The organism is Streptomyces sp. PA03-5A (genome assembly GCF_033792725.1).
Classification (GTDB): Bacteria; Actinomycetota; Actinomycetes; order Streptomycetales; family Streptomycetaceae; genus Actinacidiphila.
Genome location: NZ_JARAVL010000021.1, coordinates 37,610 through 57,560, shown reverse-complemented (window position 1 = coordinate 57,560; position 19,951 = coordinate 37,610). Strand labels below are relative to the sequence as shown.

Here is a 19,951-nt window from a genome sequence, read left to right as displayed (position 1 = left end):
ACCGGGGACCGTAGGGGCGGCCCACTGACATCCCCTGTCAGTGGGCCCGCGTCACAGCGCCTGCCGCCTGGTGAGCTGGGTGAACGCCAGCCAGCCGGGCAGCACCGGCAACCAGAAGGTCAGCACCCGGAACAGCAGCACCGCGGAGGTGGCCGTCGCCGAGTCCAGGTGGCCGATGGTGGTCAGACCGGCGATCAGCGCGCCCTCGACCGCGCCCAGGCCACCCGGGGTCGGGGCGGCGGAGCCCAGCGCGTTGCCCGCCAGGAAGATCACCGCGACCGCCGCGAAGTTCACCTCGCCGTGGAAGGTGCGGATGCTGGCGTCCAGGCACAGCACGAAGGCGAGGGTCAGCAGCAGCGTGCCGCCGATGCCCGTGGTGAGCTTCATCGGCTGCTGCAGCACGTCCAGCATGCGCGGCACCACCCCGGCGAACAGCGCCCGCACCCGCGTGGACACGAAGCGCCGCAACGGCGGCACCGCGGTGACGACCAGGAAGAGCACCCCGGCCGTCAGCAGACCCGCCATCACCGTCCGCGACGGCGACAGGGAGGGCGTTTTCTCGGTGCCCGTGATGTAGCCGAACACCAGCAGCAGGCTGATGTGCGAACCGAGGCCGACCAGCTGCGAGGCCCCCACGCTCGCCACCGCCAGGCCCGGGCGCACGCCCGACTTCTGCAGGTAGCGCGTGTTGAGCGCCACGCCGCCGATGGCCGCGGGGGCCACCAGCTTCACGAAGGAACCGGCGACCTGCGCCAGCGTGGTGCGGACGAAGGACAGCTTCTCCGGCACGAAGCCGGACAGCGCCATCGCCGCCGCGACGTAGCTGAGCGCGGAGGCCAGCACGGCCACGATGACCCAGATCCAGTTCGCCTCGGCCAGCAGCGTCGCCGGGTCGATGCTGCTGATCTGGGAGAGCAGGAAGTACGCGGCGAAGGCGCCCGCGATGATGCTGATCAGCGTGCGCGGCCGCACCCGCTCCAGCCGTACCGGCTCCACCGGGGCCTGCGGACGGATGAGCAGCACCTGGTGGCGGATCCGGGTGAGCAGGTCCTCCTCGCGGACCCCGTCCAGCGCGTCCTCGATCGCCTTCTTCTCGGCCCGCCGCTCGGCCTTGGTCTCCTTGCCCGCGTCCTTGCCGGCTGCCTCACCCGCGTCACCGGTCTCCTCGTCCGCCCTCCGGGCGCGGGACGCGGCCAGCACCGCCTCGCGTTCACGCTGCGCCCGCTCCCTGGCGAGCTGCTTCAGCGTGGCCCGGGTGGTGCGGCTCAGCGCGATCGGCTGCAGCAGCGGCAGGGAGTCGGCGACGGCGTCCGGGCCCAGCACGGCCACGGCCGAGGCCACCGACCGCTCCGGGCCGACGCGCAGCGCCAGGGTGGTGAGCAGCTGCGCCACGTCCATGCGCAGCACGATGTCGCCCGCCGCGATCTCCCCGCCGCGCAGGTCGGTCAGGAAGACGTCGCCGTGGCGATCCATCTTCAGCGCCTCGCCGACCAGCCTGCGGTGCGCGATCCGCCGCGACTGCAGCGCCCGGACCTGCTCCCAGGCGCCGTGCAGCACCTCGTCGGTGATCTCCTCGTCCGACAGCGCGTCCAGGGAGCGCCCGCCCATGTGCTCGTACACCAGCATCACGGCGTCCGGGCCCAGCTCGGAGGTGGCGATCAGCCGCGGGGCGTTGGCGCCGGCGGCGATGGCCGCGTACGCCAGCAGCGCCTCCTGCTCCAGCGCCTGGCGCAGCGACTGCAGGCTGCGCCGCTGGGTGATCCCGCGCAGCTGGAGCCGGCGCCACATGCGGTAGAAGAAGCCGTGCGCCTGCTGCTCGCGGTCCACGACCGTGACGTCGAGCAGCGGGCCCTGCTCCAGGGTCACCAGGTAGCGGCGGCCCCGGTCGGAGTCGGGCGCGTCGGGGAACTCGTCCTCCGCGCGGACCGCCGTCAGCGGGGCGAAGCCCACCCGGCGCAGGCCCGCGAGCAGGTTCTGGCCGGTCGGGCGGACGTTCGGCGAGCCGACCCCGTAGAGCGTGCCGTACGCCACGGTCCAGCCGATGAGCACGGTCACGATGATCGAGAACGGTGTCGTGTAGCCGCCCACCAGCACCGCGAAGGAGTCCACGACCAGCACGAACCACAGCGCCACCCGCCAGCGCGGGCGCCGGGCCATGCCGACCGCCGTCATGTAGGCGATCACCGGGGCCAGGTAGCCGTGGACCGGGTCGGTGATCCCGCCGCCGGGCGCGTCGCGGGTCAGCGCGTCCCGGATCGCCACCGGCGCCGCGTCCGACACCCACAGGTCGGTGGCGAGCGACACCCCGTGGGCCAGGACCGCGGCCAGCACGCCGTCGGCGATGCGCAGCCCGTCCCGCTTGATCAGCCGCTCCACGGCGAACGCCACGGGCACGATCAGCACCGCCACGGTCGCCAGCAGCCCGGCGATCGTGATCAAGGGCTCGGGCGCGTGCGTCGCGCCCTCGGCGATGTCCTGCTCCACGCCGGAGGTTGTCGCGTGCGCGAAGCCCGCGATCATCAGCACGATCGCGATGCCGAGGAGTCCGAAGAGGAAGCGCATCAGGTCGACGGGCCGGTGCACGCGCGCGGGCAGCAGCGGCTCGTCCCGCGCCACCGGGTCGGTGTGCGGGGTGGTGCCGGTGACGGACTCCTCGGCGCCGGGGCCGTCGGCGGTGCCGGGGGCTTCGGTGTCCGGGGCCTCGGCGGTGCCGGGGGTGCCGTCCTGGGCGTCGTCCCCGGACCGCGCGGGCGTCACCGCCGGCTCTCCGGCCGGGGCCTTCGATGTGGCGCGGGTCTCACCGCGCGGGGCGTCACCGGACGCGGACACGGCCTGCCCGGCGCGCTCGTCCGGGGTCGCCGGGGCGCCGTCCCCGGGGCCCTCGGAGGCAGCCGGGACCGCGCGAGCGGCTCCGTTCCCGCTCACGTCGTGCTCTCCTGCTGTCTCTTTTTGATCTCGTATCACCAGTCACCGCCCGGATGATGGTGGCACGAGCGGCGCGCGCATGGGCGCAGGAGGGGGCAATTCGCCGTCCCGGGCGCCCCCGTACGCGCAGGCGCCGGCCGCGACTGTCGGTGCCGTGGGGCACCATGTGACGGATGAGCAAGGACACCGCACACGCCCCGGACGACGGTCCGGACGACGAGGTCCAGGAGCTGCCCGCGTACGCGGAGCGCGTGCTGGACGTCGCCGAGCGGATCCCGCCCGGACGGGTCATGACCTACGGCGACGTCGCCGAGTGGCTGGAGGAGGGCGGTCCCCGGCAGGTGGGCCACGTCATGGCGCTGTACGGCGGGGCCGTGCCGTGGTGGCGCGTGGTGCGCGCGGACGGCGGGCTGCTGCCGGGCCACGAGCTGCGCGCCCTGGAGCACTACCGCGCCGAGGGCACCCCGCTGCGCCAGGCCCCGCGGGCCGCGAAGGGCCACATACCCCGCCTCGACATGCGCAGGGCCCGCTGGGACGGCACGGACCCCGTGCCCGCACCCGGCGGGGACGACTGACGACCGGACGCTCACACCATCCAGCTTCCGCCATCGGCGACCGGTTGATGCCATCGGCCGTCCGGACGGAGTACGGCGCCCCGCGCCCGGCCGCTCCCGCATCCGTACGGGAAGGACGGGACGCGCGGCGGTCCCGTCGACCGGTGGCGTACCGTCGGCACCCGGCCTCCCCCGGCCACCGGCAGCACAGGCCGCCGCACACGCACCCGCACGCACACGGAACCGGCGAACCACGTGACCTCCTCCTCCACCCGCCAGACGGACGCCGCCGCACGGCGCTCCGGGGGGACGGTCGGGCCGTCCGGCGGCTACCGACTGCTACGGACCGCTCCGGAACCGGTGACGCCCCCTGAACTGGACGCCGCACAGCGCGCGGTGGTTGAGCACGCGGGCGGTCCGCTCCTCGTGCTCGCCGGTCCGGGCACCGGGAAGACCACCACCCTGGTCGAGGCCGTCGCCGAACGCGTGCGACGCGGCACCGACCCGGAACGGATCCTCGTCCTCACCTTCAGCCGCAAGGCCGCGGGCGAACTGCGGGACCGCATGGCCGCCCGGATGGGCGGCGCGGCCGCACCGCAGGCGACCACCTTCCACTCGTTCTGCTACGCCCTGGTCCGCGCCCACCAGGACCCCGAGCTGTTCGCCGACCCGCTGCGGCTGCTGTCCGGCCCCGAACAGGACCTGGCGGTGCGCGAGCTCCTGGCGGGCGAGGCCGAACTGGAGCGGCGGGGCCGGACCCGGGTGCGCTGGCCGGACGAGCTGCGCGCGGCGCTGACGACCCGCGGCTTCGCCGACGAGGTGCGGGCCGTGCTGGCCCGCACCCGCGAGCTCGGCCTCGGCCCGCGCGCCCTGGCCGCGTCCGCCGGCCGCACCGGCCGCCCCGACTGGTCGGCGGCGGCCGGCTTCCTCGCCGAGTACCTGGACGTCCTCGACCTCCAGGGCGTCATCGACTACGCCGAACTGGTGCACCGCGCGGTGCTCCTGGCCGGGCGTCCCGAGGTGGCCCGCCACCTCGCCGGGGCCTACGAGGCCGTCTTCGTCGACGAGTACCAGGACACCGACCCGGCGCAGGTGCGGCTGCTGCAGGCGCTCGCGGGCGGCGGCCGCCACCTGGTGGCCTTCGGCGACCCCGACCAGTCCATCTACGCCTTCCGCGGCGCCGACGTGAACGGCATCCTCGGCTTCCCCGAGGCCTTCCGGCACGCCGACGGCCGCCTCGCCGGCGTCCGCGTCCTCACCACCTCCCGCCGTTCCGGTGCCGCCCTGCTGGCCGCCACCCGGCTCCTGACGCGGCGGATGCCGCTGACCCGGCTCCCGGCCGCCGCCGTCCGCGCCCACCGCGAGCTCGCGCCGGTCCGCGAGGGCGGCTCGGCCGCCGTCCGCACCTACCCCACGCCCGGTGCCGAACTCGACGGCATCGCCGACGTGCTGCGCCGCGCCCACCTCGAGGACGGCGTCCCCTGGTCCGACATGGCCGTCCTGGTGCGCGCGGGTTCCCGCTCGCTGCCCGTGCTGCGGCGGGCCCTGACCTCCGCCGGGGTGCCGGTCGAGATCGACGGGGACGACCTCCCGCTGCGCGACGAGCCCGCCGTCGCCCCCCTCCTGCTCGCCCTGCGGGTCTGCGCGCACGCCGCCCTGCCCGACGCCCCCGAGCCGGGCCTGCGCGTCGAGGACGCGCTCACCTTGCTGGTCTCCCCGCTCGGCGGCATGGACGCCGCCGACCTGCGCCGCCTGGGCCGTGCCCTGCGCGAGGAGGAGCGGGCCGCCGGGGTCGCCGTACCGCGGCCGTCGGACGAGCTGATCGCCGAGGCGCTCGCGGAGCCCGAGCGGCTGGTGGCGCACGACCCGTCGTACGCGCGGGGCGCCCAGCGGCTCGGCGGGCTGCTGCGCAAGGGGCGCGAGCTGCTGGCCGGCGGTGGCACCGCCGAGGAGGCGCTGTGGGAGCTGTGGGACGGCACCCCCTGGCCCGGCCGGCTGGAGCGGGCCGCGGCGCGCGGCGGCGCGGCAGGACGCAACGCCGACCGGGACCTGGACGCGGTGTGCGTGCTCTTCGACACCGCCGCCCGCGCCGAGGAGCGCACCGGCGGCCGTGGCGCGCTGAACTTCCTGGAGGAGCTGTCCGCCCAGGACATCGCCGCCGACGTGCTGACCCGGCGCGCCGTCCGGCCGGACGCCGTACGGCTGATGACCGCGCACCGCTCCAAGGGCCTGGAGTGGCGGCTCGTCGTCGTCGCCGGCGTCCAAGAGGGGCTCTGGCCCGACCTGCGCCGCCGCGGCTCGCTGCTGGAGGCCGATCGCATCGGCCGCGACGGCCTCGCGGAGCCGCTCACCCCGGGCGCCCTGCTCGCCGAGGAGCGCCGGCTGTTCTACGTCGCGGCCACCCGCGCCCGTGAGCGGCTCGTCGTGACCGCCGTGAAGGCCGCCGCCGACGACGGCGACCAGCCCTCCCGCTTCCTCGCCGAACTCGGCGTCGAGCCCGTCGACGTCACCCACCGGGCCCGCCGCCCGCTGTCGGTCGCGGCCCTCGTCGCCGAGCTGCGCGCCACGACCGTCGACCCGGCCGCCTCCCCCGCCCTGCGCGAGGCCGCCGCGCGGCGCCTGGCGCGCCTGGCGGCCCTGGAGGACGCGGGCCAGCCGCTGGTGCCCGCCGCCCACCCCGAACGCTGGTGGGGCCTGTACGAGCAGACCCGCTCCGAGGTCCCGCTGCGGGACCGCGACCAGCCGGTCACCCTCTCCGGCAGCGCGCTGGACCAGCTGGCCAACACCTGTGCCCTGCAGTGGTTCCTCGGCCGCGAGGTGAAGGCCGAGCCGCCCTCCACGGCGGCCCAGGGCTTCGGCAACGTCCTGCACGTCCTCGCCGACGAGGTCGCCTCCGGCAGCACCCCGGCCGACCTGGACGTGCTCATGGAGCGGCTGGACTCGGTGTGGAACGCCCTGGCCTTCGACGCGCCCTGGAAGTCCCAGCAGGAGAAGGAGAACGCCCGGGCCGCCCTGGAGCGCTTCCTGCGCTGGCACGTCATGGAACGCGGCCGCCAGGCCGTCGCCTCCGAGCACGGCTTCGACGTCACCCTGGAGACGGGGGACGTGGCCGTCCGCATCCGCGGCAGCATGGACCGCGTCGAGACCGACGCCGAAGGCAACGCCTACGTCGTCGACTTCAAGACCGGCAAGGCCAAGCCCACCGCCGCCGAGGTCGAGGGCCACCCGCAGCTCGCCGTGTACCAGCTCGCCGTCCGCGAGGGCGCCGTCGACGAGCTCTTCCACGGCACCCGGCCCGCCCCCGGCGGCGCCGAGCTCGTCCAGCTCCGCCTCGGCGCCGCCCGCCGCGACGGCGGCGACACCCAGCCCACCGTCCAGCACCAGGAGGCGCTGAGCGGCGACTGGGCCGACACCCTGCTCGCCGGCGCGGCCGCCCGCGTCCTCGACGAGCGCTTCACCCCCTCCACCGGCCAGCACTGCGAGAACTGCGCCTTCCGGGCCTCCTGCAGCGGCCGCCCCGAGGGCCGGCACGTGGTGGAGTGAGGCGGGGGTCTCAGCAGCCGGGGGCCTCGGCCCGCGGCCCGAGGTCCTGGGCAGCCTTCAGCACGAGCGGATCCGCGCCTGCCTGGCCGGCGAGGAGCTGTGCCGTCGCGAGGTGGCTCGAGTCGAGCGGGCGGAGCAGTGGATCACCGTAGGCGGAGGCCGTGGCACGGACGGCTGCACCGATCTCGAACCGGTAGAACCGGGTGATCACACCGGGGACGACGGCGAGTGCCTGCGGGGCCGGATGGCATCCGGCGGGAACGGGCGGCGGCGGCCGGTGTCGGTGGTGCCCGATAACCTCCCCTTCGTGTCCTCCCTCATCACCGGTCCCGAGCAGCTCAAGGAGCTGCTGGGCATCCCGTTCACCCCGGAGCAGCTGGCGTGCATCACCGCGCCGCTCGCCCCGCAGGTGATCGTGGCCGGTGCCGGTTCCGGGAAGACGACGGTCATGGCGGCCCGCGTGGTGTGGCTGGTCGGCACCGGGCAGGTCGCCCCCGAGCAGGTGCTGGGGCTGACGTTCACCAACAAGGCCGCCGGCGAGCTCTCGGAGCGCGTGCGCAAGGCCCTCGTCCGGGCCGGGGTCACCGACCCGGACCCGGCGGACCCCGACCACGCGCCGGGCGAGCCGCAGATCTCCACGTACCACGCCTTCGCCGGACAGCTCCTGAAGGAGCACGGGCTGCGCATCGGGCTGGAGCCGACCGCGCGGCTGCTCGCCGACGCGACGCGCTACCAGCTGGCGGCGCGCGTCCTGCGGGCCGCGCCCGGTCCCTTCCCGGCGCTCACCAAGGGCATCCCGACCCTGGTCAGCGATCTGCTGGCGCTGGAGGGCGAGCTGGCGGAGCACCTGGTGCCGCCCGAGCGGCTGCTCGCCCACGACCGGGAGTGGCTCGCCGCCCTCGACGGCGTCCGGCTCACCAACGCGGATCTGCGCAGGCTCCCCGAGACGGCGCGCGCCCGCATCGACCTGACCGGGCTCGCCGCCGCATACCGCGCCGAGAAGAAGCAGCGCGACCTGCTCGACTTCGGCGACCAGATCGCCCTGTCGGCGACCCTGGCCCGCACCCGCCCCGAGGTCGGCCGCATCCTGCGCGAGCAGTACGCCGTGGTGCTGCTCGACGAGTACCAGGACACCTCCGTCGCCCAGGGCCTGCTGCTCTCCGCCCTGTTCGGCGACGGCACGGGCCATCCGGTGACCGCGGTCGGCGACCCCTGCCAGGCCATCTACGGCTGGCGCGGCGCCTCGGTGGCCAACCTCGACGACTTCCCGCTCCACTTCGCGCACGCCGACGGGACGCCCGCCCGGCGCCAGTCCCTGTCGGAGAACCGGCGCAGCGGCGGCCGGCTGCTCGACCTCGCCAACGACCTCGCCGCCGAGCTGCGCGAGCGTCACGAGGGCGTCGAGGCCCTGCGGCCCGCGCCCGGCGCCGAACGGGACGGTGTCGTGCGCTGCGCGCTGCTGCCCACCCAGGAGGCGGAGATCGCCTGGATCGCCGACTCCATCGCGCACCTGGTGCGCACGGGCACCGCGCCCGGCGAGATCGCGGTGCTGTGCCGGGCCGCCGCTCACTTCGCCGACATCCACGCGGCGCTCGTCGCCCGGGACGTGCCGGTGGAGGTGGTCGGCCTGTCCGGGCTGCTGCACCTGCCGGAGGTCGCCGACCTGGTCGCCGTCTGCGAGGTGCTGCAGGACCCGACGGCCAACGCCGCCCTCGTCCGGCTGCTCACCGGGCCGCGCTGGCGGATCGGGCCGCGCGACCTGGCGCTGCTCGGACGGCGGGCCCGGCTGCTCGTACCGGGCCGCGGCGGCACCGCGGACCGGCTGGCGGCCGCCGTGGAAGGCGTCGACCCGGCCGAGGTGATCTCGCTCGCCGACGCCCTGGAGACCTTCGTCGACGGCGAGCCCGACGACCACCTGCCCTTCTCGGCCGAAGCGCGGGTGCGCTTCGCGCGCCTGGCCACCGAGATACGCGAGCTGCGCCGGTCGCTGGCCGACCCGCTCATGGACGTACTGCACCGGGTGCTCGCCGTCACCGGCCTGGAGGTCGAGCTCTCCGCGTCCCCGCACGCGCTGGCCGCCCGCCGCCGGGAGACCCTGCACGCCTTCCTGGACGTGGCGGCCGGCTTCGCCTCGCTGGACGGCGACGCCACGCTGCTGGCCTTCCTGGGCTTCCTGCGCACCGCCGCCCAGTACGAGAAGGGCCTGGACAGCTCGCTGCCCGGCGGCGAGAACACGGTGAAGGTGCTCACCGCGCACAAGTCCAAGGGGCTGGAGTGGGACGTCGTCGCCGTCCCCGGGCTGGTGCGCAAGGGCTTCCCGAGCGAGCGGGGCCGCGAGCTGTGGCACTTCAACGCCAAGGCGCTGCCGCACGCGCTGCGCGGTGACGCCGCCACCCTCCCCGACGTCGAGGAGTGGTCCCGGGCGGGCCTGGCCGCCTTCAAGGCGGCCATGGCCGAACACAACCGGGTCGAGGAGCTCCGGCTCGGCTACGTCACCTTCACCCGGCCCCGCTCCCTGCTGCTCGGCTCCGGCCACTGGTGGGGACCCAGCCAGAAGCGGCCCTTCGGCCCGTCCGCCTTCCTCGACGCCCTGCGCGCGCACTGCGAGGCCGGCCACGGCGAGGTCGAGCACTGGGCGGAGGAGCCCGCGCCCGAGGCCGTCAACCCGGCCCTGGCCCGTACGGCCGAGACGCCGTGGCCGCTGCCCCTGGACCCGGCCGCCCTGGCCCGCCGTCGCGAGGCCGCGCGCAAGGTGCTGGCCCACCTGCGGGCGCCGGCCGCGTACCCGGTGGCCGTCGCTCCCGACCCCGACTGGCCGCCGCCCCCCGAGGACGAGGAGGAGCCGCCGTACGACGCGTACGACGCGTACGACGACCAGTACGGCGAGGAGGACACCGGCGACTGGGAGGACTGGTCCGACGACCGGCCGCCCGCCATCCCCGGGCAGCCCGGCCCGCACGGGCCCGGGCCCGCCTCGGTACCCGTGGCCGCTTCCGGGTTCGACGGCGGTGAGCTGCTGCTCCCCGAGGAGGCCCGCGCCGTCGCGTCCTGGGACCGGGACCTCGACGCGCTCACCGAGGAACTGCTCCGCTCGCGCGCGGCCGTCCGCGACGTCCCCCTGCCCACCACGCTCAGCGCCTCCGCGCTGCTGCGGCTGGCCGCCGACCCCGAGGGCTTCGCCCGCGAGCTGGCCCGCCCCATGCCCCGCCCGCCACGGCCCGCGGCCCGGCGCGGCACCCGCTTCCACGCCTGGGTCGAGTCCCGGTTCGAGGAACTGCCGCTGATCGCCCCCGAGGAGCTGCCCGGCATCGAGGGCGACGACGAGATCGCCGACGAGCGCGACCTCGCCGAACTCAAGGAGGCCTTCCTGCGGACCCCGTACGCCGAGCGCACCCCCTACCGCGTCGAGGCGCCGTTCCAGATCGACCTCGCCGGGAGGGTGATCCGCGGCCGGATCGACGCGGTGTACCGGGAGGGTGAGGGCTACGAGATCGTCGACTGGAAGACCGGGCGGGCCGGCACCGCCGACCCGCTGCAGCTCGCCGTCTACCGGCTCGCCTGGGCCGAGCGGCACGGAGTGCCGTTGTCGCAGGTCACGGCCGCATTCCTGCACGTGAGGACGGGGGAGCTGACCCGGCCCGAGGCGCTGCCCGGCCGGGCAGCGTTGGAACGCCTCCTGCTGGGCGGCCCGGAGCCCGGGCCGGGGGACGCGCCCGGTGCCGACGCCGAGGGTCCCGGCGTCGCCCGATAGGCTCAAGGGCATGAGCACCACCCCGGACAGCGCCGTCCGCAGTTACGTCGAAGCACATCGTGACGCCTTCCTCGGCGACCTCGCCGAGTGGTTGCGCATCCCCTCGGTCTCGGCCGATCCGGAGCGCTCCGCCGACGTACGGCGCAGCGCCGAATGGCTGGCGGCGAAGCTGAAGGAGACCGGCTTCCCGGTGGCCGAGGTGTGGGAGACCCCGGGTGCTCCCGCGGTCTTCGCCGAGTGGCCCTCCGACGCGGCGGACGCGCCGACGGTGCTGGTCTACGGCCACCACGACGTGCAGCCCGCCGCCCTCGAGGACGGCTGGGACGGCGAGCCCTTCGAGCCGCGGATCCGCGACGGCCGGATGTACGGACGGGGCGCCGCCGACGACAAGGGACAGGTGTTCTTCCACACGCTCGGCGTCCGCGCCCACCTGGCCGCCACCGGCCGCACCGCCCCCGCGGTGAACCTGAAGCTGCTGGTCGAGGGCGAGGAGGAGTCGGGCTCCCCGCACTTCACCGACCTCGTCCGCGCCCACGCCGGACGGCTGGCCTGCGACACCGTGATCGTCTCGGACACCGGCATGTGGGACGAGGACACCCCCACCGTGTGCACCGGCATGCGCGGCCTGGCCGACTGCCAGATCGACCTGTACGGCCCCGACCAGGACATCCACTCCGGTTCCTTCGGCGGCGCCGTCCCCAACCCGGCGACCGAGGCCGCCCGGCTGGCCGCGGCGCTGCACGACGCGGACGACCGCGTGAGGATCCCCGGCTTCTACGACGGCGTCGTCGAGCTCACCGACCGCGAGCGCGAACTGTTCGCCCGGCTGCCCTTCGACGAGGAGCGCTGGCTGCGCACCGCGAAGTCGCACGCGACGAGCGGCGAGGCCGGCTACTCCACCCTGGAGCGGGTCTGGGCCCGGCCGACCGCCGAGGTGAACGGCATCGGCGGCGGCTACCAGGGCCCCGGCGGCAAGACGATCGTGCCGTCCTCGGCGCAGCTGAAGCTGTCGTTCCGGCTGGTGGCCGGGCAGGACACCGACCGGGTGCAGCGGCTGGTCGCCGACTGGGTCGCCGCGCGCGTCCCGGCCGGGATCCGGCACGAGATCACCTTCTGGGGGGCCACCCGCCCCTGCCTGACCCCGCTGGACCACCCCGCGCTGGGCGCGGTGACCCGGGCCATGGGCCGGGCCTTCGGCAAGGAGGTCCTGTTCACCCGCGAGGGCGGCTCGGGCCCGGCGGCCGACCTGCAGGACGTCCTCGATGTCCCCGTCCTGTTCCTGGGAATTTCCGTGCCGTCCGACGGTTGGCACTCGGTGAACGAGAAGGTGGAACTCGACCTTCTGCTCAAGGGCGTGGAGACGTCCGCGTACCTCTGGAGCGAGTTCACGACTCTGTGAGCATCCGCATCCATCCGCGCGCTACGGGGAGTTGACAGCAATCTTGTCCGATACGTCCGGAACCGGAACCACCTTCGACGCGACGGCCTTCCCGCCGCCCCTCGCCCGCCCGTCGGGCGTGGACCGCGCCGCCGAGCACCGGCTCGACGAGGCGTGGCTGGCGGCGGCCTGGAGCCACCCGAAGACGCAGGTGTTCGTGGTCTCCGGGGGGCAGGTCCTGGTCGAGGACACCCCGGACGGCCGCACCGAGCTGGTCATGATGCCGAGCTTCGAGGCACCGGAGAGCGAGGTGCACCGCTACTTCCTCGGCGTCGACGAGGAGGGGGTGCGCTACTTCGCACTGCAGAAGGACGCGCTGCCCGGACGCCTGGACGAGGCCGCCCGCCCGGCGGGGCTGCGGGAGGTCGGGGCCCTGCTGTCGGACCGCGACGCGGGGCTCATGGTGCACGCGGTCGCCCTGGAGAACTGGCAACGCATGCACCGCTTCTGCTCGCGCTGCGGCGAGCGCACCGTGGTGGCCGCCGCGGGGCACATCCGCCGCTGCCCGGCCTGTGGCGCGGAGCACTACCCACGCACCGACCCGGCGGTGATCATGCTGGTCACCGACGAGGAGGACCGGGCGCTGCTGGGCCGCCAGGCGCACTGGCCGGAGGGACGCTTCTCGACGCTGGCCGGCTTCGTCGAGCCGGGGGAGTCCATCGAGCAGGCCGTGGTGCGCGAGGTCGCCGAGGAGGCCGGCGTGACCGTCGGCGAGGTGGGTTACGTCTCCAGCCAGCCCTGGCCGTTCCCCTCCAGCCTGATGCTGGGCTTCATGGCGCGCGCCACGTCCGCGGAGATCACCGTGGACGGCGAGGAACTGCACGAGGCGCGCTGGTTCTCCCGCGAGGAGTACCGCAAGGCGATGGAGACCGGCGAGGTGCTGCCGCCGTACGGGATCTCCATCGCGGCGCGGCTGATCGAGCGCTGGTACGGGATGCCGCTGCCGGCCCGCCGCTGAGCGCGGGCCCGTGCGGCCCGGCCGTGCCTGCCGCGCGGCCGGGCCGGGACGCTCAGCCGGCGAGGGCCTGCTTGACCTGGGCCAGGCTCGGGTTGCTGAGTGCGACCGGCTCGGCGCCGCTCTTGGGGGACACCAGGAGGGTCGGGACGAGCTGGTTGCCCCCGTTGACGCTCTCGACGAACTTCGCCGACTCCGGGTCCTGCTCGATGTTGACCTCCGTGAAGGTGATTCCCTCCCGGTCCAGCTGACCCTTCAGGCGGCGGCAGTATCCGCACCACGTGGTGCTGTACATCGTCACAGTGCCGGACATCGGTGTTCGCTCCTCAAGGTGGGGGATGACGTCGATCCCGAGAACGCTAACCCCTTGCCTCGGCATTCCTTGCAATCGTTCGCGGTACGACCATCCCACCTCAGCTGTGGATAACTTTCCCGGCCGTCTCCCGGGACCTGGCAGCATGGCGGGGTGACTGCACCAACCCACACCCCGCTCTTCCCGGACTTCCCCGCCGTCCCGGACTCGGCGGACGCCGTGCTCGCCGGGCTCGACCCCGAGCAGCGCGCGGTCGCCACCGCCCTGCACGGCCCGGTGTGCGTGCTGGCGGGAGCCGGCACGGGCAAGACGCGCGCGATCACCCACCGGATCGCGTACGGGGTGCGGGCCGGGATGATGCAGCCCGCCAGTGTGCTCGCGGTCACCTTCACCGCCCGTGCGGCCGGTGAGATGCGCGGGCGGCTGCGGCAGCTCGGCGCGGGCGGCGTGCAGGCGCGCACCTTCCACTCCGCGGCGCTGCGCCAGCTGCAGTACTTCTGGCCGCGGGCCATCGGCGGCGACATGCCGCGGCTGGCCGAGCGCAAGATCCAGCTGGTCGCGGAGGCCGGGGCACGCTCCCGCATCCGGCTGGACCGCAACGAGCTGCGCGACGTCACCGGCGAGATCGAGTGGGCCAAGGTCACCCAGACCGTCCCCGAGGACTATCCGGCGGCCGCCGCCAAGGCGGCCCGCGACATCCCGCGCGACGCCGCCGAGATCGCCCGCATCTACACGACGTACGAGCAGCTCAAGCGCGACCGCGGGGTCATCGACTTCGAGGACGTGCTGCTGCTCACCGTCGGCGTCCTGGAGGACCGGCCGGACGTCGCCGAGGCCGTCCGCTCCCAGTACCAGCACTTCGTCGTCGACGAGTACCAGGACGTCAGCCCGCTGCAGCAGCGGCTGCTGGACCTGTGGCTCGGCGGCCGGGACAACCTCTGCGTCGTCGGCGACGCCTCGCAGACCATCTACTCCTTCACCGGCGCCACCCCGGAGTTCCTGCTCGGGTTCCGCAGCCGGCACCCGGAGGCCACGGTGGTCAAGCTGGTCCGCGACTACCGCTCCACCCCCCAGGTGGTGCACCTGGCCAACGGGCTGCTGTCCCAGGCCCGGGGCCAGGCCGCCCAGCACCGTCTGGAGCTGGTCTCGCAGCGCGAGGCCGGCCCCGAGCCGGTCTACACCGAGTACGCCGACGAGCCCGCCGAGGCCGAGGGCACCGCCCGGCGGATCCGCGAGCTGATCGACGAGGGCGTGCGGCCCAGCGAGATCGCCGTGCTCTACCGGGTGAACGCCCAGTCCGAGGTCTACGAGCAGGCGCTGGCCGACGCCGGCGTGCCGTACCAGCTGCGCGGTGCCGAGCGCTTCTTCGAGCGTCCCGAGGTCCGCGAGGCCGGGATGCTGCTGCGCGGCGCCGCGCGGGCGGGCGGCGGATCCGACCCGGGTCTGGACGACGCGGACCTGCCCGCGCACGTGCGGGCGGTGCTCAGCAGCCGCGGCTGGTCCTCCGAGCCCCCGGCCGGGTCGGGCGCGGTCCGCGACCGCTGGGAGTCGCTGGCGGCCCTGGTGCGGCTCGCCGAGGACTTCGCGCGGGCCCGGCCGGAGGCCACGCTCGCGGACTTCGTCGCCGAGCTCGACGAACGCGCAGGCGCCCAGCACGCCCCGACCGTCGAGGGCGTCACCCTGGCCTCGCTGCACGCCGCCAAGGGCCTGGAGTGGGACGCGGTGTTCCTGGTCGGCCTGACCGAGGGCACGATGCCGATCACCTACGCCAAGACCGACGAGCAGGTCGAGGAGGAGCGCCGGCTGCTCTACGTCGGCGTCACCCGCGCCCGGTTCCACCTCGCCCTGTCGTGGGCCCTGTCCCGCTCGCCGGGGGGCCGCGGCGGCAGGCGGCCCTCGCGGTTCCTGGACGGGCTGCGGCCGGGCTCGGCGGCCCGGGGCAGGGCGGGCGGCCGTTCGGCCGCCACGGGCGGCGTGGAGCGCGGCTCGGGCGGCAGGAAGCGGCGCGGGCCGGTGCAGTGCCGCGTGTGCGGCCGCACCCTGTCCGACGCGGGTGAGATCAAGCTGATGCGCTGTGAGGACTGCCCCTCCGACATGGACGAGGCGTTGTACGAGCGGCTGCGCGAGTGGCGGGTGGAGCAGGCGAAGGCACTGGGCCAGCCGGCCTACTGCGTCTTCACCGACAAGACGCTGCTGGCGATCGCCGAGGTGCGGCCCACCACGGAGGGTGAATTGTCTGTCATCTCCGGGGTCGGGGCCCGCAAACTGGACAAGTTCGGCGCCGACGTCCTCGCCCTGTGCGCGGGGCGGGAGCCCGTCGGTGAGGCCGGTGACGAAGCTGTTGCGGAAGAGCCCGGAAAATAGTTTGCGCGCCCCGAGGAAATCCCCATAGCCTGCGTGAGCGCGAACGGCGCGGCTCTGTGAAGGACCTTCCCGGAGCGGTGCGATCCGTGATGTACTGACCCAGCACCACCTGTCAGACCAGCCCAACGAGACGCCGAGAGGAGGCGAGACCAGTGACCAGGTTCATGACGAAAATGACCGATCGTCCGGTCGCCGCCGCCTGCTCCCTTGGTGCCTCGCTCCGTGGCACCGGTCTGTCCAGCCGCCTGTCCGGCGGTCTGCCCACCACCGTTCTCTCCATCCGGGAGCGCGGCGGCGAGCGACCGACGCAGGCGCCGGCGGTGGCAGTAATGGCTGAGGCCCAGGCCTATGCCTTTGCGGCGACCAATGGTGCCGGAACCCAGAAGCAGCAGCACCCGAAGTGGGCCTCCCGCGGGCTCGAACCCTGGAGCGATCCAGCCTGATCGACGATCAGGCCGGCACCTCCAGGGCCGCGGAATCCCAGACCGGGATCCGCGGCCCTTCTGTTTTCCCCACCCCCCGACAAACAGATGAGGAACGAAGCGATCGTGCATCTCACCCCGCACGCACCGTCCGTACCCGCCCCCGTACGCCCGCCTGACCCGGAGGTCCCCTTGCTGCCCCTCACCGAGCTCGACGACGAGATCGACCGCCTCGGCGTCCCCGTCCCGTGCCGGACCTACGACCCGGAGGTCTTCTTCGCCGAGTCCCCGGCCGATGTCGAGTACGCCAAGTCGCTCTGCCAGACCTGCCCGGTCCTCGAGGCCTGCCTCGCCGGCGCGAAGGACCGCCGTGAGCCCTGGGGTGTCTGGGGTGGAGAGCTCTTCGTCCAGGGTGTCGTGGTGCCGCGCAAGCGTCCCCGTGGCCGTCCGCGCAAGAACGCGGTTGTGGCATGAAGCGCCCTGCCGTCGGAACGATCGACCGTCCCCTCACGCACGACCCCAAGAAGCAGGCCCCGATGAACCCGTCCGCCACCGAACGCCCCGCCCCGCCCTCCGACGCTCCCGCTGAGCGTCAGAACAGGAACCTCGAAATGCAACTCATGCCAGAAGCCATGGCCCGTGCCCATATGCAAGAGCGCCTCTACGAGGCCGAGCACGAACGGATGGCCCTCCGCGTGCTCAACGCCCGGCGCCTGCAGCGCCGCGCCGAACGCGCCTCGCTGCGCGCCCGCCGGGCGCTGGCGATGGCCGTGATGCAGTAGCGCTCACACATCGGCAACGACACACAACCGCGGGGCCGGTCGATTTCGACCGGCCCCGCGGTATCGTCACGAAGTGGACCAGAAGACTCAATTCGAACGGGTCGGGACTGCTCCCACCACGACGACGTGCGCCCGCTGCGGGGCCGTCGCCGAGGGACTCCCCCTCACCTGGACCTGCTCCGTCGAGAACGGCAGTCGCGTGTACTTCTGCGACGACTGCGCCCGCACCAACATCCGCAGTATCGAGGGCCGGCTGGACTCCTCCTGGTGGTAGGGCCGTCCCGGCGGCCCCCCTGTGCCTAGGCCGAGGCGTCCTCGGCCTCGGGCAGCGGGGCCAGGCCCTCCCCGGAGAAGCCCGGTAGCCACTCGAGCAGCTCGTCCCGCAGCCTGACCGTGGCCGCCAGCTGGCACAGCACCCCGATGGTGCTGAGCGTCACCCGGTGGATGAGCAGGTACGAGGGCGGCAGGTTGAGCTGCTTGCCCAACTGGTGCGCGGGTGAGCGCGGGTCGGCGACCCGCGCCGCCTGCGCGCGCATCCAGCCACGCGCGAAGGTGAACTCGTCCACCGCCGCGGGCTCGATGATCGGCCGCAGGTAGTCCAGCACGGCGTCCGGGTCGAGTGCGATCGTCGGCTTGACGAAGCCCTCCTGGCGGAGCATCGAGTGCACCGACTCCGCGTCGTCGGCCAGCGCCAGGCGCAGCGCCGTCCCTATCGGCACCGGCAGACCCTCCGGCAGGCGGTCGACGGTGCCGAAGTCGAGCACGCCCAGCCGCCAGCCCTCCGCCGGGCCGTCGTCGACGAGCAGCCGGAAGTTGCCCGGGTGCGGGTCGGCGTGGAGCAGCCCCGTGCGGGCGGGGCCGGCGAACAGGAAGCGCGCCAGCAGTTGACCGGCGCGGTCGCGCATCTCCGGCGTGCCCCGCGAGATCACCTCCGCCAGCGGCACCCCGTCCATCCACTCCGTGACCAGCACCTGGTCCGTGCGGTGCACCACGTCCGGCACCTCCACGTCCGGGTCGTCGGCGAACTCCACCGCGTGGGCGTGCTGGGCCTGCGCCTCCAGCTCGTAGTCCAGCTCCTCCGAGACCCGGTCGCGCAGCTCCGAGATCAGCGGCTTGATGTCCATGCCGGGGATCAGCGGCCCGAACAGCCTCGCCACCCTGCCGAGTTGGTTGAGGTCCGACAGCAGGGCGTCCCCCGCGCCGGGGTACTGGACCTTCACCGCCACCTTGCGGCCGTCGTGCCACACGGCCCGGTGCACCTGCCCGATCGAGGCGGCCGCCGCCGGCTGGTCCTCGAACTCGGTGAAGAAGGTGCGCCAGTCCTCGCCGAGGCGCTCGGCCAGTACGGCGTGCACGGTGCGGGCGGGCATCGGCGGCGCCGCGTCCTGCAGCTTGGTGAGGGCGGCGCGGTAGGGGCCCGCGACCTCCTCGGGCAGGGCGGCCTCGAAGACCGACAGGGCCTGCCCGAACTTCATGGCACCGCCCTTCAGCTCGCCGAGGACCTTGAAGAGCTGTTCGGCCGTCCGCTCCTGCAGCTCGGTGGCGACCTCTTCCGCGGGGCGCCCGCCGAGCCGCTTGCCCAGTCCCAGTGTCGCCCGCCCGGCGAATCCCAGTGGGAGCGCCGCCAACTTGGCGGTACGGGTCACCGCTTTGCGCGGAAGATCAGACATGCGCCCCCTCTTTCCGATCGGTCACGTCGTCATTGTCCCCCGCCCCTCCCGGACCATGGCACCGGCCGTGTCACAAACCTCCGGCGTCGTCCGCCGCACCGGCACCCGCGGCGTGCGCACCGCAGCCGCATCTGCGGTCACCCGGCACCGGCCGCACCTCCGCGGTCAGCCGGGCGAGGCCCATCTCGACGCGCCCCCCGCAGCTCGGCGGCCGGCCGCCGTCGACGAAGGCCAGGGCGTGCGCCGCGGCGAGCCCCGCGACCGTGGTGGCCAGCGCGACGTCGCAGGCGGGGACCCCGCTCCGCCCGGACCTCAGCTGCGCCAGCACCCTGGGCCAGGCCGCGTCGGCATCCGCCATCCGCAGTCCCAGACATCCCGCACACCCCGTGCTCCCCGGCACCACCAGGGGACCCACCACGCCCCGGCCTTCCAGCACCCCCGCGTACAGATGGGGGATCCCGGCGGCCATCAGCGGTTCGGCCTCCTGGGCGTCAGGGGCGTAGGCGGCCAGGCCGTCGCGCGGCGCGACCACCACCAGTGACAATCCGGGCTCGGGCGCGGCGGACGGCCCCCGGCGGCCCACCGCCGCCGCCCGCGGATCGGGCGCCGCCCTGCGCACCAGACCTCGCGCCGCCGCGTCCCGGCGCTCGCCGATGTGTTCGGCGGGGATGCCGCCCGGCGCGGTGTCCCAGGGCTCGACCCGGCCCCCGTCGCGCACGTCGACCCGGCCGACCCCCGCCGCGGAGAGGACCGCCGCGATGGTCGCGCCGACCCGGCCCGCCCCGGCCACCCGTACGCGGGCCGCCCGCCGCCGGCCCATCCGGTCCGCCGCACCACCGGGGTCGGAGTGCACCACGGACAGCGCCGCCAGGTCGGGGCGGAGCCGGTCCAGCGCGGCCGAGTGGTGCCGTATCGTCTCGGACAGCTCGGCGTGCGCCGTCGCGTCGTCGAGCACACCGCCCTCGGCCAGCAATCCGAGCAGCCGCCGCGCCTGCGGGGGCCGCAGCCCCAGCGATTCGGCATCGCGGGCGAGCGGACCGAGTCCGCGCGTGCCGTCGAGCAGGTCGAGGAAGGCGGCGGCCGCACCGTCCACCGGGTCCAGGACCACCGCGTGCGCCGGGTCGACGCCGAATTGCAGGCTTTCCCGGCTGCGCCAACTGCGGCGCATCGCCGGCTTGAGCATGGGACGCATCGCCACCCCCGTGGGCAGAGTTCCCGATCGAGAGATCGTTCC

General features: G+C 74.5%; 15 protein-coding genes. 10 read left to right on the top strand and 5 right to left on the bottom strand.

All coding sequences use genetic code 11. The features are described 5' to 3' along the window. Positions 1-51 precede the first annotated feature (51 nt). Positions 52-2,925, bottom strand: a complete 2,874-nt coding sequence (locus PV410_RS25555) for a lysylphosphatidylglycerol synthase transmembrane domain-containing protein (protein WP_500327946.1) — start codon at positions 2,923-2,925, stop codon at positions 52-54. A gap of 173 nt (positions 2,926-3,098) precedes the next feature. Between PV410_RS25555 and PV410_RS25550 the strand changes: the two genes are divergently transcribed. Next, positions 3,099-3,500, top strand: coding sequence for an MGMT family protein (locus PV410_RS25550; protein ID WP_500327944.1), 402 nt, complete (start codon positions 3,099-3,101; stop codon positions 3,498-3,500). A 234-nt stretch (positions 3,501-3,734) separates the two neighbouring features. After that, complete coding sequence (locus PV410_RS25545; RefSeq protein ID WP_500327942.1) at positions 3,735-7,022, top strand: ATP-dependent helicase; 3,288 nt, start codon at positions 3,735-3,737, stop codon at positions 7,020-7,022. Positions 7,023-7,032: 10 nt separating this feature from the next. Here the strand turns inward: PV410_RS25545 and PV410_RS25540 are convergent, their stop codons facing one another. Beyond that, positions 7,033-7,233 carry a hypothetical protein gene (locus PV410_RS25540; RefSeq protein ID WP_500327940.1) on the bottom strand — a complete coding sequence of 67 codons (201 nt, stop codon included), beginning with the start codon at positions 7,231-7,233 and terminating at the stop codon, positions 7,033-7,035. A gap of 96 nt (positions 7,234-7,329) precedes the next feature. On the opposite strand from PV410_RS25540, the gene PV410_RS25535 reads away from it, so the two are divergent. Genes PV410_RS25535 through nudC form a run of 3 tightly spaced genes read left to right on the top strand, consistent with a single transcriptional unit; the run spans position 7,330 to position 13,169 of the window. Beyond that, positions 7,330-10,773 carry an ATP-dependent helicase gene (locus tag PV410_RS25535; RefSeq protein WP_500327938.1) on the top strand — a complete coding sequence of 1,148 codons (3,444 nt, stop codon included), beginning with the start codon at positions 7,330-7,332 and terminating at the stop codon, positions 10,771-10,773. A 10-nt stretch (positions 10,774-10,783) separates the two neighbouring features. Continuing rightward, the gene (locus tag PV410_RS25530) at positions 10,784-12,172 is read left to right on the top strand and encodes a dipeptidase (RefSeq protein WP_500327937.1); all 1,389 of its coding nucleotides are present in this window, start codon (positions 10,784-10,786) and stop codon (positions 12,170-12,172) included. Positions 12,173-12,215: 43 nt separating this feature from the next. Then, the gene (gene nudC, locus PV410_RS25525; protein ID WP_499513834.1) at positions 12,216-13,169 is read left to right on the top strand and encodes an NAD(+) diphosphatase; all 954 of its coding nucleotides are present in this window, start codon (positions 12,216-12,218) and stop codon (positions 13,167-13,169) included. 52 nt (positions 13,170-13,221) lie between these two features. Here nudC and PV410_RS25520 read toward each other — a convergent pair whose 3' ends face one another. Next, entirely contained in the window at positions 13,222-13,479 is a 258-nt protein-coding gene (locus PV410_RS25520; protein WP_500327935.1) for a glutaredoxin domain-containing protein, read from the bottom strand. Between the two features lie 153 nt (positions 13,480-13,632). Between PV410_RS25520 and PV410_RS25515 the strand changes: the two genes are divergently transcribed. The 5 genes from PV410_RS25515 (at position 13,633) to PV410_RS25495 (ending at position 17,321) form a co-directional block, all read left to right on the top strand. Then, positions 13,633-15,843 (top strand): ATP-dependent DNA helicase UvrD2, encoded by a 2,211-nt coding sequence (locus PV410_RS25515; RefSeq protein ID WP_500327933.1) that lies wholly within the window; start codon positions 13,633-13,635, stop codon positions 15,841-15,843. Positions 15,844-15,995: 152 nt separating this feature from the next. Beyond that, positions 15,996-16,286, top strand: a complete 291-nt coding sequence (locus PV410_RS25510; RefSeq protein ID WP_499513837.1) for a hypothetical protein — start codon at positions 15,996-15,998, stop codon at positions 16,284-16,286. A gap of 105 nt (positions 16,287-16,391) precedes the next feature. After that, positions 16,392-16,739: a WhiB family transcriptional regulator gene (locus tag PV410_RS25505; protein WP_499513838.1), complete on the top strand. Its 348-nt coding sequence runs from the start codon at positions 16,392-16,394 to the stop codon at positions 16,737-16,739. Continuing rightward, the gene (locus PV410_RS25500; protein ID WP_499513839.1) at positions 16,736-17,047 is read left to right on the top strand and encodes a putative WhiB-interacting protein; all 312 of its coding nucleotides are present in this window, start codon (positions 16,736-16,738) and stop codon (positions 17,045-17,047) included. Before PV410_RS25505 ends, PV410_RS25500 begins: the two co-directional genes overlap by 4 nt. Positions 17,048-17,120: 73 nt before the next feature. Further along, entirely contained in the window at positions 17,121-17,321 is a 201-nt protein-coding gene (locus PV410_RS25495) for a hypothetical protein (protein WP_326572546.1), read from the top strand. Between the two features lie 25 nt (positions 17,322-17,346). Here PV410_RS25495 and PV410_RS25490 read toward each other — a convergent pair whose 3' ends face one another. Next, entirely contained in the window at positions 17,347-18,717 is a 1,371-nt protein-coding gene (locus PV410_RS25490) for an ABC1 kinase family protein (protein WP_500327932.1), read from the bottom strand. Between the two features lie 70 nt (positions 18,718-18,787). Beyond that, positions 18,788-19,909: a TOMM precursor leader peptide-binding protein gene (locus PV410_RS25485; RefSeq protein ID WP_500327930.1), complete on the bottom strand. Its 1,122-nt coding sequence runs from the start codon at positions 19,907-19,909 to the stop codon at positions 18,788-18,790. Positions 19,910-19,951 lie beyond the last annotated feature (42 nt).

Bases quoted from the DNA above. Each gene is read 5' to 3' on its own strand.
- PV410_RS25550 (WP_500327944.1), top strand. From the start codon at position 3,099: ATGAGCAAGGACACCGCACACGCCCCGGACGACGGTCCGGACGACGAG.
- PV410_RS25530 (WP_500327937.1), top strand. From the start codon at position 10,784: ATGAGCACCACCCCGGACAGCGCCGTCCGCAGTTACGTCGAAGCACAT.
- PV410_RS25520 (WP_500327935.1), bottom strand. From the start codon at position 13,479: ATGTCCGGCACTGTGACGATGTACAGCACCACGTGGTGCGGATACTGC.
- PV410_RS25500 (WP_499513839.1), top strand. From the start codon at position 16,736: ATGAAGCGCCCTGCCGTCGGAACGATCGACCGTCCCCTCACGCACGAC.
- PV410_RS25490 (WP_500327932.1), bottom strand. From the start codon at position 18,717: ATGTCTGATCTTCCGCGCAAAGCGGTGACCCGTACCGCCAAGTTGGCG.
- PV410_RS25485 (WP_500327930.1), bottom strand. From the start codon at position 19,909: ATGCGTCCCATGCTCAAGCCGGCGATGCGCCGCAGTTGGCGCAGCCGG.